The 15,078-nt window shown below is 74.4% G+C and carries 13 protein-coding genes; 6 read left to right on the top strand and 7 right to left on the bottom strand.

The features are described 5' to 3' along the window. Window positions 1–46: 46 nt before the first annotated feature. The 3 genes from ACZ5GT_RS17930 to ACZ5GT_RS17920 are packed head-to-tail and all read right to left on the bottom strand — an operon-like array spanning window position 47 to window position 3,139. A complete protein-coding gene (locus ACZ5GT_RS17930; protein ID WP_469024124.1) occupies window positions 47–1,651 on the bottom strand; it encodes a transporter in 1,605 nt (534 codons plus the stop codon). Next, complete coding sequence (locus tag ACZ5GT_RS17925) at window positions 1,648–2,439, bottom strand: ABC transporter ATP-binding protein (protein ID WP_469024121.1); 792 nt, start codon at window positions 2,437–2,439, stop codon at window positions 1,648–1,650. Before ACZ5GT_RS17925 ends, ACZ5GT_RS17930 begins: the two co-directional genes overlap by 4 nt. Before the next feature lie 37 nt (window positions 2,440–2,476). Then, on the bottom strand, window positions 2,477–3,139 hold the full coding sequence (locus tag ACZ5GT_RS17920; RefSeq protein ID WP_469024118.1) for a bifunctional DNA primase/polymerase: 663 nt from the start codon (window positions 3,137–3,139) through the stop codon (window positions 2,477–2,479). A 328-nt stretch (window positions 3,140–3,467) separates the two neighbouring features. On the opposite strand from ACZ5GT_RS17920, the gene ACZ5GT_RS17915 reads away from it, so the two are divergent. Then, on the top strand, window positions 3,468–4,853 hold the full coding sequence (locus ACZ5GT_RS17915; RefSeq protein WP_469024114.1) for a transcriptional regulator: 1,386 nt from the start codon (window positions 3,468–3,470) through the stop codon (window positions 4,851–4,853). Between the two features lie 212 nt (window positions 4,854–5,065). Beyond that, entirely contained in the window at window positions 5,066–6,775 is a 1,710-nt protein-coding gene (locus ACZ5GT_RS17910; protein ID WP_469024111.1) for a hypothetical protein, read from the top strand. Window positions 6,776–6,816: 41 nt separating this feature from the next. Here the strand turns inward: ACZ5GT_RS17910 and ACZ5GT_RS17905 are convergent, their stop codons facing one another. After that, on the bottom strand, window positions 6,817–8,124 hold the full coding sequence (locus ACZ5GT_RS17905) for an ABC transporter substrate-binding protein (RefSeq protein ID WP_469024108.1): 1,308 nt from the start codon (window positions 8,122–8,124) through the stop codon (window positions 6,817–6,819). Between the two features lie 117 nt (window positions 8,125–8,241). Here ACZ5GT_RS17905 and ACZ5GT_RS17900 point away from each other — a divergent pair, with 117 nt between their 5' ends. Together ACZ5GT_RS17900 and purU are read left to right on the top strand one after the other, a co-directional pair. Beyond that, window positions 8,242–8,742: an SCO4402 family protein gene (locus ACZ5GT_RS17900; RefSeq protein WP_469024105.1), complete on the top strand. Its 501-nt coding sequence runs from the start codon at window positions 8,242–8,244 to the stop codon at window positions 8,740–8,742. Between the two features lie 46 nt (window positions 8,743–8,788). Then, a complete protein-coding gene (purU, locus tag ACZ5GT_RS17895) occupies window positions 8,789–9,670 on the top strand; it encodes a formyltetrahydrofolate deformylase (protein WP_469024102.1) in 882 nt (293 codons plus the stop codon). 252 nt (window positions 9,671–9,922) lie between these two features. Here purU and ACZ5GT_RS17890 read toward each other — a convergent pair whose 3' ends face one another. Next, on the bottom strand, window positions 9,923–11,407 hold the full coding sequence (locus ACZ5GT_RS17890) for a zf-HC2 domain-containing protein (RefSeq protein WP_469024097.1): 1,485 nt from the start codon (window positions 11,405–11,407) through the stop codon (window positions 9,923–9,925). Beyond that, entirely contained in the window at window positions 11,404–11,982 is a 579-nt protein-coding gene (locus ACZ5GT_RS17885; RefSeq protein ID WP_469024093.1) for a sigma-70 family RNA polymerase sigma factor, read from the bottom strand. The genes ACZ5GT_RS17890 and ACZ5GT_RS17885 overlap by 4 nt, the downstream gene beginning before the upstream one ends. Window positions 11,983–12,292: 310 nt before the next feature. On the opposite strand from ACZ5GT_RS17885, the gene ACZ5GT_RS17880 reads away from it, so the two are divergent. Both ACZ5GT_RS17880 and ACZ5GT_RS17875 read left to right on the top strand, forming a co-directional pair. Beyond that, the gene (locus tag ACZ5GT_RS17880; protein WP_324783390.1) at window positions 12,293–12,673 is read left to right on the top strand and encodes an STAS domain-containing protein; all 381 of its coding nucleotides are present in this window, start codon (window positions 12,293–12,295) and stop codon (window positions 12,671–12,673) included. Between the two features lie 258 nt (window positions 12,674–12,931). Next, complete coding sequence (locus ACZ5GT_RS17875) at window positions 12,932–13,444, top strand: EF-hand domain-containing protein (RefSeq protein ID WP_469024086.1); 513 nt, start codon at window positions 12,932–12,934, stop codon at window positions 13,442–13,444. Here the strand turns inward: ACZ5GT_RS17875 and ACZ5GT_RS17870 are convergent. Continuing rightward, window positions 13,423–14,931 (bottom strand): class I adenylate-forming enzyme family protein, encoded by a 1,509-nt coding sequence (locus tag ACZ5GT_RS17870; protein WP_469024083.1) that lies wholly within the window; start codon window positions 14,929–14,931, stop codon window positions 13,423–13,425. The two genes, ACZ5GT_RS17875 and ACZ5GT_RS17870, sit on opposite strands and share 22 nt — an antisense overlap. Window positions 14,932–15,078 lie beyond the last annotated feature (147 nt).

Below are 15,078 nucleotides of genomic sequence, written 5' to 3'. Positions count from 1 at the left end.
ACCGGCGTCCCGAGGCGGGAGCCCGGCCCGGCGGCTGCGGCGTTGCTCAGCCCTTGCTCACCGCGGTCAGGATCTCCGGCAGCCGGGCCGCCGTGCGTGGGGCCGCGAGGCGGAGGCCGGCCGCGGCGACGCCCGCTCCGTACAGGGCGCCCACGGGCAGCAGCAGCCAGCCGAAGTCGTCCCCGTCGCGCGCCACGTTCGCCCAGACCGCGGCCGCGACGACGGGGGAGCACAGCAGGGCCGCCGCGACCATGCCGCCGAAGATCGAGATCCAGGCGAGCCCCGCCTGCCCGGGGGCGACGTTCTTGTAGCCCTCCTGCGGGATGGAGTACGGGAAGCGGGCCGAGGCCCACGCGCCGGTCCCCAGCATCGCGCCCAGCAGCGCGAAGGACAGCCCGAGCACCTCCGGCAGCCGGGGCCAGTCGCCGAGCATCGCGGTCGTCAGGACGGTCACCAGCACCGCGTACGGCAGGGTGACCGCCAGCAGGGCGAGCGCCCGCCCGCGCAGCTCGACGTAGGCGTCCTGCGCGGACGAGATGGTCATCGCGACCATCCAGAACGCCGAGGTGTCCTGACCGAACTGGTTGTACATCTGGATGCCGAGCATCCCGGCGGCGAAGCAGGCGAAGTAGACCGAGCCGGTGCCCTGCAGGGCGTTGAACACCGGCACGATCAGGCCGATGGCGAGCGAGGTCACCCAGGCGGCCTTGGTCTTGGGGTCGCGCCAGACGTACCGCAGGCTGCGCTCCATGACCGTGCCGGTGCGCCCGGCAGGCAGCAGCCGGACCGGCCCGGCCGAGGCGCGCTGACGGGCGGCGGGCTCCGCGGCCTGGAGGGTGGAGCCGTCGGGCGAGGTCATCAGCCGGGTCAGATGCCGGGACCACACCGCGAGCAGCGCCACCAAAGCCGCCGCGCTCAGCGCGAGTTGGACGGCCGCGACGCCGTACGACCCGTCGTCGGCCGAGGCCACGGCGGCGACCGCGGAGGCGGGCGGCAGCCAGCGCAGCACGTCCGCCACCGGGTCGAGCTGCGCGAGCCCGGCCGAACCGAGCCGCTGCGCGCCGAAGTTGACCAGCTGCGCGCCGACGGCGATGACCAGTCCGCTGAGCACCGCCAGATCCCGGCCCTTGCGGCTGGTCAGCAGGCGGACGTTGGCGGCGGCCACGGCCCGCGCCAGCGCCACGCACACCAGCAGCGCGAGCACGACGGCGACGGCGCCGACGGCGTACGCCGCCCCGCCGTGCGCCACCGCGATCACCGAACCGGCCAGCAGACACAGCGTGAACAGCGGGCCGATGCCGACCAGCGAGGCCGCCAGCAGCGCCCGCACCAGCGGCCGGGGCCGCAGCGGCAGCATCACCAGCCGGGTCGGGTCGAGGGTCTCGTCGCCGCCGGGGAAGAACAGCGGCATCACCGCCCAGCCCAGCGCCACCACCGCCACCAGCGGCACCACCACGGACCCGGCGTGCGCGCGCCCGTGCAGCGCGATCAGCCCGGCCAGTTGCAGGGCGCCGAAGAGGAGCACGACCACGGCCGACACGATGTAGGCGGCCCGCCGCCCGCCGGACTGCCGCAGCCCGCCCCGCAGCAGCGACAGCTTCAGCCGTACGACGACGGCGGTGACGTCCCGCGTGACCGGCTCGCCCGTCATCGCGCCCCGCCGCCCAGCCAGTCCAGGTCGGAGCCGGCGTCACGGCCGCCCGCGCCGACGAGTTCGAGGAACGCCCGCTGCAGCGACGGCGCGTCGCCGCGCACCTCGGCGAGGGTGCCCTGGGCGCGGATGCGGCCGGCGGCCATCACGGCGACCCAGTCGCACAGCGACTCCACCAGCTCCATCACGTGCGAGGAGAAGACGACCGTGGCGCCCGAGGCCGTGTACCGCTCGAGCACGCCCCGGATGGTCTGCGCGGACACCGGGTCGACGCCCTCGAACGGCTCGTCCAGGAAGAGGACTTCGGGATTGTGCAGCAGCGCCGCCGCGAGGCCGATCTTCTTGCGCATGCCGGTCGAGTAGTCGACGACGAGCTTGTGCTGGGCGCCGGACAGGTCCAGCACGTCCAGGAGCTGGGTGGCCCGCTTGTCCACCTCGGCTCCGGGCAGCCCGCGCAACCGCCCCGAGTAGACCAGCAGTTCACGCCCCGACAGCCGTTCGAAGAGGCGCAGCCCCTCCGGCAGCACCCCGATCCGCGCCTTCACCGCCACCGGGTCCCGCCACAGGTCGTGCCCGACGACCTCGACGCTTCCCTGGTCCGGCCGCAGCAGCCCGGTGACCATCGACAAGGTGGTGGTCTTCCCGGCCCCGTTCGGCCCGACGAGCCCTATGAACTTCCCTGCGGGAAGGTCCAGATCGATCCCCGCGACGGCGACCTGCTGCCCGAAACGCTTCCACAGCCCGCGCACCCGTACGGCGGCCTTCGCGACCCCGGTTCCCTCCGTCATGGGGCAACCCTAGGGGTTGCCCCGTCGGGCAGCAGGGTCAGCGGTCCCGGAAGCAGGCGTAGGCGAGCGGGGGGATCAGCTCCTCCACGTCCGGCAGCCAGCGGTTCGCGGCCGAGGGCCGGCAGGCCCACTGCACGGCCCCGCGGGAGCCGTACCTGGTGGGCGGCGCGGCGACGTAGGCCCCCTCGCCGAGCGTGACCAGGTCGAGGGAGGACGGCGCCCACCCCAGCTTGCGCACCAGGTCCGGCGCCTTCGCCGCCCCGCCCGCCAGCACGAAGAAGTGCATCCGCCGGTCCGGCGTCAACGTCACCGGGCCCAGAGTCAGTTCCATCCGCTTCATGCGGGCCAGCGCCAGGAACCCGGCCGTCTCCGGCACGGACACCGTGTCGAACGCGCGGCCCGTCGGCAGCAGGATCGATGCCGTCGGCTGCTGCGACCACAGCCGCCGCGCGACGGTGGCGCTGCCCGTCGCCTGCGTAGCCCAGTCCTCGCGCGCCGGGTGCGCGCCGGGCAGGGCGCACCCGGTGTCGCCGCAGGAGCAGTACTGCACCCCGTCGACGGCTTCCAGCCAGGTGCCGGGGAAGACGTCCCAGTGGCGCTCCTCGGCGTAACTGACGGCGGTCTCCAGCAGCGATGCGCCACGCTGCAGAGGAATCTGAACGGCTTCGGTGCCCACGATCGTATCTTCCACGATGCACACAACTACCGCATCAACCTGGAGTTACGGGAGTCACGCGCGCGGGGGAGGGGCATCGGCTCGGCCGGCGGGGCGCATGGAGGCACGTGCGGGGGCGCGTGGGAGGAAGCGCGGCGTGGCTGGGTAGCCACGAGGGGGGTCGGCTCCGACCTTCCCCGGCAATCCTCAGGAATCCTCGCATGACTCGCATTCCGTGCATGTCCGCGGGGCATTGATCTTCACGGCCGGATCTCTTCGTCGCCTCCGGGACGGCGGGTGGCGAAGGGGTGCGGTCACGGAAGGCACGCCAACTCGGTGCGTGGGCAGGCACCGCAGCCACAGGGGGTACGCCATGGCCGCAAGGCCGCTCGTCGCGCGGCAGCCGAACGAACGGTTGCAGGCGCTCATCCAGGAGGCGGGGTGCTCGAACGCCGGGCTCGCCCGCCGGGTCAACATGTGCGGCGCCGAGCACGGTCTCGACCTGCGTTACGACAAGACGTCCGTGGCCCGCTGGCTGCGCGGACAGCAGCCGCGCGGGCGGGCCCCGGCCGTCATCGCGGAGGCACTGGGCCGCAAACTCGGCCGCACGGTCACGATCGACGAGATCGGCATGGCCAACGGCAAGAACCTCGCCTCCGGGGTGGGACTGCAGTTCTCGCCGACGGTGCTCGGCGCCATCGAGCAGGTCTGCGAGCTGTGGCGCAGCGACGTGGGGCGCCGGGACTTCCTGTCCGGCTCGTCCGTGGCCGCGTCCGCGCTGGTCGAACCGAGCCGCGACTGGCTGATCTCCACGCCGGACGCGCAGGTGGCGCGCTCGGCGGGCCCGCGGGTCGGACCGTCCGACGTGGCCGCCGTGCGGGCCATGACGCAGGCGCTCGTCGACCTCGACCACCAGTACGGCAGCGGGCACGTGCGCCCGGTCGTCGTGCACTACCTCAACAGCGTCGTCTCCGGGCTGCTGGCCGGTTCCTACCGGGAGGCGGTGGGACGGGAGTTGTTCGCCGCGGTCGCCCGGCTGACCGAGCTCGCCGGGTACATGGCCGTCGACACCGGACAGCCGGGCCTCGCCCAGCGGTACTACATCCAGGCGCTGCGGCTGGCCCAGGCGGCCGGCGACCGCGGATACGGCGGGTACGTGCTCGCCGCCTCCATGAGCCACCTCGCCGCGCAGCTCGGGAACCCGCGCGAGATCGCGCAGTTGGCCCGGGCGGCGCAGGAAGGCGCGCGCGGGCGCGTCACACCGCGCGCGGAGGCGATGTTCCACGCGGCGGAGGCGCGCGGGCACGCGTTGCTGGGCGACGTGCGCGCCGCGCAGACGGCGTCCGGTCGCGCGGTCACCGCGCTGGAGTCCGCCGACCCCGCCTCCGGGGACGACCCGGAGTGGATCGCGCACTTCGACGAGGCGTACCTCGCCGACGAGTTGGCGCACTGCCACCGCGACCTCGGGCAGAGCGAGGCGGCGGCCCGGTGCGCCGAGGAGGCGCTGGCCGGCCTGCCCGCGACGAAGGCCCGCCGCCGGGCCATCGGCTACGTGCTGCTGGCCACCGCGCAGGTCCAGCAGCGGGAGATCGAGCAGGCCTGCAACACCGGTCTGAAGGCGGTGGAGTTGCTGGAGACGCTGCGCTCGGACCGGGGCGCGGAGTACCTGGAGGACCTCCAGCAGCGGCTGGAGCCGTACGGGCAGGAGTCGGTGGTGCGGGAGTTCGGAGCGCGGCTGGGCGTGCGGGCGGCGGCGTGAGCACCCGCGCCGCCCGGCCGGTGAACCCTCGTAAAACGCCCGGTTGACGTGCGGGAACCGGCGCGGGAGGGCGGGCGCGGGGAGCCGCGGAGGCGCCCCGTCGCGCCGGTCACCGGGAAGGAGGCGACGTCCTGAGCTGCGTGGCACCCGGCTCGGGGGACCCGGTAGCGTGAGCCGACGACGCACAAGGTCCCCCATTGGTAGGAGTCCCGGTGACGCAGAGTGGACAGGGCGAGGAGCCCTCGCTGCGCCAGGCGCGCGAAGGCATCGTGCTGCCCTCCGACGGCGGCGAGCCCGTGCTGCCGGGCGGGACGGGCGGGTTCGCCTCCGCGCCGGCCGGCCCGCACGGCGGCCACCCCGCAGACCCCGGCTCCGGCCGCCGGGCCGGCGCCGCGCCGGGCCACGCCGGCCCCCGCACGGAACCGCCCGCCCCGGCCGCCCCGGCCGGCGGCCAGGCCTGGGGCACCCCGTGGGGCCCCGACCAGCAGCAGGGCCAGGCCCCGCAGCAGAGCCAGGCCCCGCAGCAGGGCCAGGGCTGGGCGGAGCCGCTCACGCAGCAGTGGGACGCGCCCGACCAGTGGGACGGAGCGCAGCAGGCGCCGGGCGGCGCGTCCCAGCCGCTGCCCCCGGAGGGCGCCCCGGCGGCCGCCTACGGGTACCCGCCGTACACGCCGCCGCAGCCTGCGCCGGGCGCCCCGCTGCCGCCGGAGAACCCGCACGCGTACGGCGCTCCCGGCCCGGCCTACGGCTCGCCCGCCGCCGACGAGGGCGCCACCCAGTACCTCCCGCCCGTCGCCGCGCCCGGCGCCGACGGCGCCACCCAGTACATACCGCCCGTCGCCGCCCCGGACGAGGGCGCGACCCAGTACATACCGCACATACCGCCCGCCGCCGACGAGGGTGCGACGCAGTTCCTCCCGCCCGTGGGCGCGGACACGCCGCCGCACGGACCGGGCGGCGGCACCCAGTACCCGGGCCACACCGGCGCCGCGTCCCCGTCCGCGTCCGAGGCCACCCAGTACCTGCCGCCGGTGAGCGGCCAGGCCCCCGGCGCTCCGTACGGGACGCAGGGCGGCGCAGACCGGCAGCCGCCCGCCGAGTTCGACAACCTCTTCCGCGGCGCGCCGGGCGGCGAGAGCGCCGCCGGGTCCACCCAGCAACTCCCGCGCGTCGGCCCGCAGCAGGCGCCCGCGCCGTCGTACGACCGGCCCTCGTACGGGCCACCCGGCGACGCCGGCAGCGGCAGGCGGGGCGACGGCGGGGGTGGGGGCCGCGGCGGCCGTGGCGGGCGGAGCGGCTCGCGGGTGCCGCTGATCGCCGCCGTCGGTGTCGGCATCGTCGTCCTCGGCGTCGGCGCCGGGGCGCTGCTCGGCGGCGGGGGCGACGACGACAAGGCCGGCAACCAGAACGTCTCGGCCACCGCCCCCGCGACCGAGGGCTCCGCCTCCGCCTCCCCCTCCGCCGACCCGGCGAAGCAGCAGGCGACCGCCCTGGACCAGCTGCTGGCCGACAGCGGCGACAGCCGGGCGTCGGTGATCGCGGCCGTGGGCGACGTACGGGCCTGCGACAACCTGGGACAGGCTGCCTCGGACCTCAGGGCCGCGGCCAAGCAGCGCACCGAGCTGGTCACCCGCCTGTCCGGACTGTCCGTCGACAAGCTGCCGAACCACGCCGAGCTGACCACCGCGCTCACCAAGGCGTGGCAGGCGTCCGCCTCGGCCGACAACCACTACGCGGCCTGGGCCGACCAGGTCGGCGGCAAGAAGGGCTGCCGCAAGGGGCAGGCCCGCACCACCGGGCAGACCCTGGCCGGCAACCGGGCGAGCAGCACCGCCACCGTCCAGAAGGCCAAGGCCGCCCAGCTGTGGAACGCGATCGCCAAGACCTACGGACTGACGCAGCGCCAGCCGACCCAGCTGTGACCCGCCGGGAGGCGGGCCGGGGACGTGAGCCGGGCGGCGGCTCAGCTCACGTCCGCGTTCTCCAGGGTCCCGGTGACGTTCAGGAAGCCCTTCTTGGCGGGCACCAGCTGGCCCTGCCGCACGACCTGCAGCGTCACCTCGTCGTTGACCAGCCGGGACAGGCCGATGGCGGCGAGCGGGCCCTGCTGCTCCCACTCCAGCGGCGGGGTGAGTCCGCCCGTGGTGACCTTCAGCCCGTGGTCGAGGGCCCGCCGTACGGTGTCGGAGGTCACGTTGCCGCCGCCCAGCGACTCCACGGTCTTGCGGAACACGGTGTAGGCGATCCAGGTGGTCTGCACGCCTGCGTCGGCCGCGTCGATGCGGTTGTCGCCGAACGCCTCCTCGCTGATCACCTTCTTCATCCCGTCCCAGCGCGGATCGCTCGATGCCGGGTACCAGCCGGTGATGTACGACCCCTCGTAGGGCCCCGACCGGCCGCCGGACTCGTTGATCTCCGTCTGGTCCACGCTGCCCAGCACGGCCGCCGTCTTCACCCCCGGGGCGTTCTCGCGGGCGCGCCGGAAGGAGTCCATGAAGGTGCTGGTGCGGCCGCCGAGGGCGGGGATCACGCAGCCCTTCTTCGCCGTGTCGCCGGCCGAGGCGGCCACCGCCCGCCGCGCCTGCTCCTCGTACTCGGTGGCGTCCTCGGCCGCCTGCTGGTCGATCGAGGCCGCGTGCCCGCCCGCCTTCAGGCCGGAGTCGAGCATCGCCGGCAGCGCGTCGCCCGCGATGTTGTCGGGCCGTACCAGCACCACCGAGCCGCAGCTCGCGGCGAGTTCCTTGCCCAGGCCGGCCAGCAGGGTGGGCTGCCCGCCGTTGACGGGGTAGGACAGCGGGCTGGTGAACTCGCCGCCGCTGAGCCCGTATCCGCCGATGTACGGGATGCCGGCGGCCTCCAGGGACGGCAGGAAGGAGTCGCTGTGCTGGCTGTAGGAGCCGACGACCGCGACCACCTTCCGCTTGACCGCGATCCGGGAGCACTTCGCGGCCGCCACGCTGTCGTTGTGGTCGTTGCAGGTCAGCACCCGCAGCTTGCGCCCGGCGATGCCGCCCCGGGCGTTGACCCAGCGGGCGTAGGCCTGCGCGAAGGCGGGCATGCCGGGCTTGTTGGTGGCGTCGGTGTCCTGCGGGGCCCAGGTCATGACGGTGATCGTTTCGTCCCCGGATCCCCCCGCGGTGCCGGGGACCACCCCGCACCCGACGGCGATCGAGGCGCACACGGCCAGAGCCCCCACCGAGAGGACGGCGGCTCTGACGGGCCGGTTGAGCGTAGGTCGGGAGGTGCTGCGGTCGGTTCGCCTGCCGGTCATGTACACACACGGTTCCGTCACACTCCCAAGTGCAGGGTGACCTACGGTTATTGATCGGTGACATGCGGGTGAATTGCGGGGGCCGGCGAGGCCCTCGTGGCGGAGAACGTACGATCGGTGACCGTGCAAGGTCCGGATAACTCTTCCCGTCGCGCCCGTCGCTCCTCCACCATGGGCGGCATGCCACTCAACGACATGCCGTGGTGGCGCTGGCGCAGCAATGTGCGCTCCGCGCTGCACATGCTCTCCGACCCGGCGTTCCAGCGGGACGTCTGGCTGGCCGGCGTGGACGGGTACGGGGACGTCACCGACGCCGTGTACCGCCTGGTCGAGGACACCTGGCTGGACAACTGGTCCGCCGAGAAGTACGTCGGCACGATCTTCCGGGACTCCCAGGAGGCGGCCCTCGTCGACACCGCCGTGCTGCGCGTGCTGCGGATCATGCACCAGGTCGGACCCGACGCGCCGGTCTCGGCCTATCTGGAGAACCAGGCGTGGCCGGAGGCGGTGCGGGCGGCGCGGGACGCGCACGTGCGGATGGCCGTGGCCGACGGCGAGGACCCGGACACGCCGCCGCGCACCCTCGAGGTGCTGCGGATCATGACCCGGTCCGCGTGACGGACGGCGACCCGTCCGCGCCCGCGAATATGGGACCCTGTCCTGCATGAGCGAGCAGTCCACCCCCGCCGCGGCCCCGGCCGACCAGTACGTCCTCACGCTCTCCTGCCCGGACAAGCAGGGCATCGTGCACGCCGTGTCCAGCTACCTGTTCATGACCGGCTGCAACATCGTGGACAGCCAGCAGTTCGGCGACCAGGACACCGGGCTGTTCTTCATGCGGGTGCACTTCTCGGCCGAGGCGCCGGTGACCGTGCAGAAGCTGCGGGCGAGCTTCGCGGCGATCGGCGACTCCTTCCACATGGACTGGCAGATAAACCGGGCCGACGACCGGATGCGCATCGTCCTGATGGTCAGCAGGTTCGGGCACTGCCTGAACGACCTGCTGTTCCGCGCGCGGACCGGGGCGCTGCCGGTGGAGATCGCCGCCGTGGTGTCCAACCACACCGACTTCGCCGAGCTCGTAGCCTCGTACAACATCCCCTTCCACCACATCCCGGTGACGAGGGACACCAAGGCGGACGCCGAGGCGCGGCTGCTGGAGATCGTCCGTGAGGAGCGGGTGGAGCTCGTCGTCCTCGCCCGCTACATGCAGGTGCTCTCGGACGACCTGTGCAAGCAGCTCAGCGGCCGGATCATCAACATCCACCACTCCTTCCTGCCGAGCTTCAAGGGCGCCAAGCCCTATCACCAGGCGCATGCGCGCGGGGTGAAGCTGATCGGGGCGACCGCGCACTACGTCACCGCCGACCTCGACGAGGGGCCGATCATCGAGCAGGAGGTCGAGCGGGTCGGGCACGACGTGACGCCGGATCAGCTCGTCGCGATCGGGCGGGACGTGGAGTGCCAGGCGCTGGCCCGCGCGGTCAAGTGGCACGCCGAGCGCAGGATCCTGCTCAACGGGCGGCGCACGGTCGTCTTCGCCTGAGGAGCGTGATCCCTGAGGGACGTCGCCGATGTGCGATCCGGTCCGCGATCACGGTATAGTCGTTCTCAGGCCGGTCGCCGCAACTGCGAACAACCGGACGTGCGTTGGTGGTCCAAGGAAAGACGCCCCGCTTCCTGCGGGGAAATGCAGGTGCAAGGCCTGCCCGGCGCTCTGAATGCGAGCCCCCGCCCCACGGAACGTGGGACGGGGGCTCGTTCGTTCGCGCCGCGCGCAACGGGCGCCGGGCCGCCCCTACATGCGGCTCAGGGCCGCCGCGGCGGACAGTACGTCCCGGATCGCCTCCCGGTCGCCCAGCTGCCCGGCCGCCGCCTCCCGCGGCGGCACCCGGCCCGCGGCCAGTCGGCAGAACTCCACGCCGTCCAGGGCGACATGGGCCACCTCGTGCTCCGCGGAGCCCTGCGCGCCGGGGGAGTCCAGCGGGATCAGCCACTCGCCGCCGCCCGAGCCCTCGATCTCCAGCCGCAGACTGCGGCCCGGCGCTCCGGCCGGGACGAGGTGCCGGCCCCGGCCGGGCGCGGCCTGCCCCTCCCGCCGCCGCACCGCCAGCGCGGCCGGCAGCATGCGGGCCGCGAGGTCGATCATGCGGTGGAGATGGCGCGGGGAGGGCGGCTCGTACGGGTAGTCCACCGCCTCCGCGATGTCCTCCGCGTGCACCCAGCACTCGAAGGCGCGGTCCACCATGGCGTCCGGCAGCGGCAGTTCGAAGCCGCCGTACGCGACCGGCGGGGCCGCGCCGTCCGGGCCGCCGGCGAACGACACCGTGCGCACCAGGTCGTGGCTCTGCGCCCGCCACGGCGCCCGCACGGCCCGGGTCGGCGGGGCGTGTGCTCCGACGGCGCGCCAGTACGCCTCGGTGCGGGCCGCGGGCGTGGCCGCGCCGGGCCCGGCCTCCCCGAGCGGGTCGTCGAGGCCCACCGCGACCGCGACCAGCCCGTCGACCGCCAGCAGATGCGCGATCACCCCGGCGACGGTCGTACGACGGCTCGTCGCGCCGTCGCCCTCGAACCAGCGCAGCCGCACGGGCGCGTGCCACTCGGCGTCCCCGATGTCCTGCAGCAGGGCGTCCAGCCGGGCCGTCTCGGCGTCGTACGGGGCGGCCCAGTCCGGCACCGGCACGCGCGGCGGGCGCCGGTCCAGGCAGCGCTCCAGGACGCGGGTGCGCAGCGCCGGGTCCAGGTCGAGGCTTTCCGGCGGGTGCAGCAGGCCGACCGCCTCGCGCAGCCGCAGCGCCTCGTCCGCGCAGGGGCCGCAGTCGCCGAGGTGCTCCTCGACGGCCGCGGTCTCCTCCGCCGAACAGGCCGCCAGCGCCCACGCCCCGAGGAGCGCCTTCAGCACCCGGTGCTCCAGGACCGGCAGGACCGGCGGGGCCGGTCGCGGCGCCGGCTCCGGCCGGGCCCCGATCGCGGGCAGCGGTCCGCCGCCGTCCTCGACGGAGACGCGGGGCATCGGGATGCGGGGCGGCCGGCCGGGGCCGGGACCGCCCCCGCGCGCGGTTCCGCCGGTTCCGCCCGGCCCGCCGGAACCCGACGAGCCGCCCGGCCCCTCGCCGCCCGCACCCCGGGCATCGTCCGGGGCCGGTGGGCCGGGCGGGCCCGGTCGGCGCGGGTCGCGCCGGCCGTCGTCGGAGTCGTCGGGTGCCGGGTGTCCCCCGTGCCGCCCGTCCTCGCCGTACGCCTCGAAGCGGTCCGCGTCGCCCGCGTCACCCGCGTTGTTCACGCCGCACCCCCGTGTCCGGGCGGTGCTCCCGGTGCGCCCGCGTCGTGGGCGGTGGACAGCAGTTGCAGGCCCAGGCGGAGCCGGCGGCGCGCCTCGTCCTCGGTGACGCCGAGGTCGGCGGCGGTCTGGCGGTAGTCGCGGCGCTGGAAGTAGGCGAGCTCCAGGGCGGAGCGCAGCGGGGCCGGCATCGACTGCACGATGTAGTCGGCGCGGGCGGCGACCGAGGCGTGCCGCACCCGGTGTTCCAGTTCCTCGGCCGAGCCGCCGTCCGCGGCCAGGGCGGCGGTCTCGGTGGCGCGCAGCCGCCGCACGGCGAGGCGGTGGGTGAGCGCGGCGAGCCAGGTGCGCAGCGGGCCCTGCCGGGGGTCGTAGTCCTCGGGATGCTCCCAGACGTGCACGAAGACATCGCGGGTGACGGCGTCGGCGGCGTGCTCGTCGCCGAGGACGCGGTGGGCCAGGCCGTGCACCAGGGAGGCGAAGCGGTCGTAGAGCTCGCCGAGGGCCGCCGCCTCCCCGTGCGCGAGGCGCTGCTGCATCCTGCGGTCCCAGCGGGGCGGTACGTCCCTCTTCGCCATGCGGCCCCTCACCCCCGCCCGTCGGTCTCCCCAGCCTGCGGCCACCGTCGCCTCGAATGTAGTCGGCACATCGGACGACGCACGCCCCTTTGTGACAAAGTGCGCACCCTGCGGGGCCCCGGGTGGTAATGGACGACCTTCGCATACCCGAGTTCGCTTCTGATCGAACAAGTTCGAAGGCGACTAAAACAAGCCTGCTTCGATCGGTTTCCGTTTCTCCGTCGGCGTTTGAGGGAACGGCCGCTGGGCAGGGGCGGCGGGGAAACGTAGGGGCGGGTTCCGGTTGTGGAGGCCCCGGTGAGCGAAGGGCGTGGTGGTGGCGTTCTGTGTGACCCATGGCGAGCAGGGCGACTGGGCCGTGCTCCACGTGTCGGGCGAACTGGACCTGCTGACGTCGCCGGCGCTGCGGCAGCGGGTGCACGACGTGGTGGCCGACGGCCGCCACAGCCTCGTCCTGGACCTCTCGGAGGTCTTCTTCTGCGACTCCAGCGGCGTCGGCGTGCTCATCGCCGCCCGCCGCCTGATCCGCTCCTGCCGGGGCAGCCTGCGCCTGGTGCTGCCGGCCCGGGGGGCGGCCGAGGGGTCGCACGTCAGCCGCGTCCTCGGCGCCCTGGGGGTGCGCCGCCTGTTCGACGTCTACACCGACCTGGACGAGGCCGTCGCCGAGGACGCCGGCCCGCTGTCCGCCTGAGCCCCCCGGAGGAGGAGCCGCTGCCCTCCGGGCCCGGCCCCCGCGCCCGAGGAGCCGGGCCGGCCTCCGCGCCCGGGAACCGCGCCGGCCTCCGCGCCCGGGAACCGCGCCGGCGAGCATCGCCGTCGTGCCACACCGTTGTCCCGGAATTCCCCCGGTCTTGGCACAGGCGACGCTTTTCCGCGCTCCGCGGGGCCGCCGCGTCGTACGCTCCGTGCGGAAGCACCCCGACACGACGTGAGGCGGCTCGAGGAAGACATGGTCAGCAGCGAGTACGAGCGCAGGATCGCAGGCCGGTTCACCGTCTTCGACCAGGACGGCAACGGCTACATCGACCGGGAGGACTTCAGCACGGCGGCCAAGGCGCTGCTCGCGGAGTTCGGCACGGCGGCCAGGTCGGACAAGGGCCAGGCCCTGTACGCGGGCGCCGAGGCGTTCTGGCAGGGCATGGCCGGCATGGCCGACCGGGACGGCGACCAGCGCATCACCCGGGACGAATTCGTGGGCATCGCGGTCAAGGTCCTGCACGACAGGCCGGAGCGCTTCGCCGAGATCGCCCGCCCCTTCCTGCACGCGGCCCTCGCCGTCGCCGACACGGACGGCGACGGCATGGCCGCCGTCGCGGACACCGCACGCGTGCTGCGGGTCCTCGGCGTGCCGCAGGACGTCGCGCAGACGCTCGCCGCCGCCCTGGACGCCGACGGCGACGGCAAGGTGGGCGAGGCGGAGATCGTGCCCGCGTTCGCCCGCTACTTCACCGTCCCCGAGTAACGCTCGCGCAGGACGTACTTGAGCACCTTGCGCAGGGTCTCGCCGCGCGGCAGGGCGTCCACCACCTCCAGCCGCTCCGGCAGCTTGTGCACCGACAGCCCCTGCGCGCGCAGGTACGACGTCACCGTCTCCAGGGTCAGCTCCCCGGCCCCCGGAGGCCGCTCGACCACCGCGCACACCAGTTCGCCGCGCTCCGCGTCCGGCAGCCCGATCACCGCCACGTCGGCGACGGCCGGGTGCGCGGCCAGCAGGTCCTCGATCTCCTTCGCCGAGATGTTCTCGCCCTTGCGGATGATCACGTCCTTCAGCCGCCCGGTGAGCACCAGGTGCCCGCTCGGCGTCAGCCGCCCCAGGTCGCCGGTGCGCAGGAACCCCTCCTCGTCGAAGGCCTCGGCCGTCTGCGCCGGGTCCAGGTAGCCCCGGCACACGGCCTCGCCGCGCAGCCGGACCTCCCCGTCCACGATCCGTATCTCCATGCCCTCCGGCGGCCGTCCCTCCGTCGTCGCCAGGTTCTCCGGGGTGTCGTCCGGCGAGCCCATGGTGATCATCGGCACCTCGGTCATGCCGTATCCGTGGGTGAGCTGGACGCCCATCTCGCGCACCACGGCGCGGTACACCTCGGGCGGCTTCGGCGCCCCGCCGCCCGCGAGCAGCCGCAGCGTCGGGACCACCTTCTCGCCGGGCCGTGCGCGCTGCTCGGCGAGGAACATCGAGTAGAACGCCGTCGACCCGCCCGCCACCGTCACCCCGTGCCTGCGGTACTCCGCCAGCGCGTCCGGCAGCGCGAAGTGCTCCAGCAGCACCGCCGGGAAGCCGTACAGCAGCAGCATCACCAGGTAGTCGGGCCCGCCGATGTGGGCGTAGGGGAAGGCGACCGACCCCACGTCGGCGGCGGACAGGCGCAGCGCGTGCGCCAGGCAGGAGCCGCCCGCGATCAGTGAGCGGTCCGTGTGCAGCACGCCCTTGGGCGCGGAGGTCGTCCCCGAGGTCCAGTAGATCCAGCGCACCGAGGTGCCGTCGGCGGGCGGGGCGGGCAGCACGGACGGATCGCCGTCGGGCAGCCGGTCGTACGCCTCGAAGACGCCCCGCGCGCCCAGCCGCCGTGCCATCGCCGTGTGGTCGAAGCCGCGCCACTCGCCGGGCACGGCGAAGAACTCGGCCCTCACCTCGCGCAGCGCGAAGCCGACCTCCCGGTCCCGGTAGAAGGGGATGAGCGGGGTCTGCACGGCGCCGAGCCGGGCCAGCGCCAGGGAGAGCAGGACCGTCTCGACGCGGGTGGGCAGCTGCCAGGCGACCACCGTGCCGGGGCGCACGCCCATGTCGTACAGGCCGGCCGCGATGCGCTCGGCGCGGTCGTGCAGCTCGCCGAAGCTCAGGGAGCGCTCGCCCTGGAGGAGGACCGGGCGGCGGGGGGTGCGGGCGGCGCGGCGGGTGACCAGTTCCCACAGGGTGCGGGACGCGCCGAGCGCGTGGGCGGTGTCGTTCACAGCGGCTCCCCCTTCGACAGAGAGCTGACGGATCGTCAGATCGTGGGCAGAGCGTAGGGCCGGGCGCCTTGTCGGTCCAGGGGGGCGGGGCTAGCCTGCTGGACAACAACAATCTGACGCTCCATCAGAAAACATGGCCCGTGCCAG

The sequence above is a fragment of the Streptomyces sp. NPDC031340 genome (genome assembly GCF_055569945.1).
The sequence above is the reverse complement of the archived record's forward strand: the minus strand, read 5'-3'. Positions and strand labels throughout refer to the sequence as shown.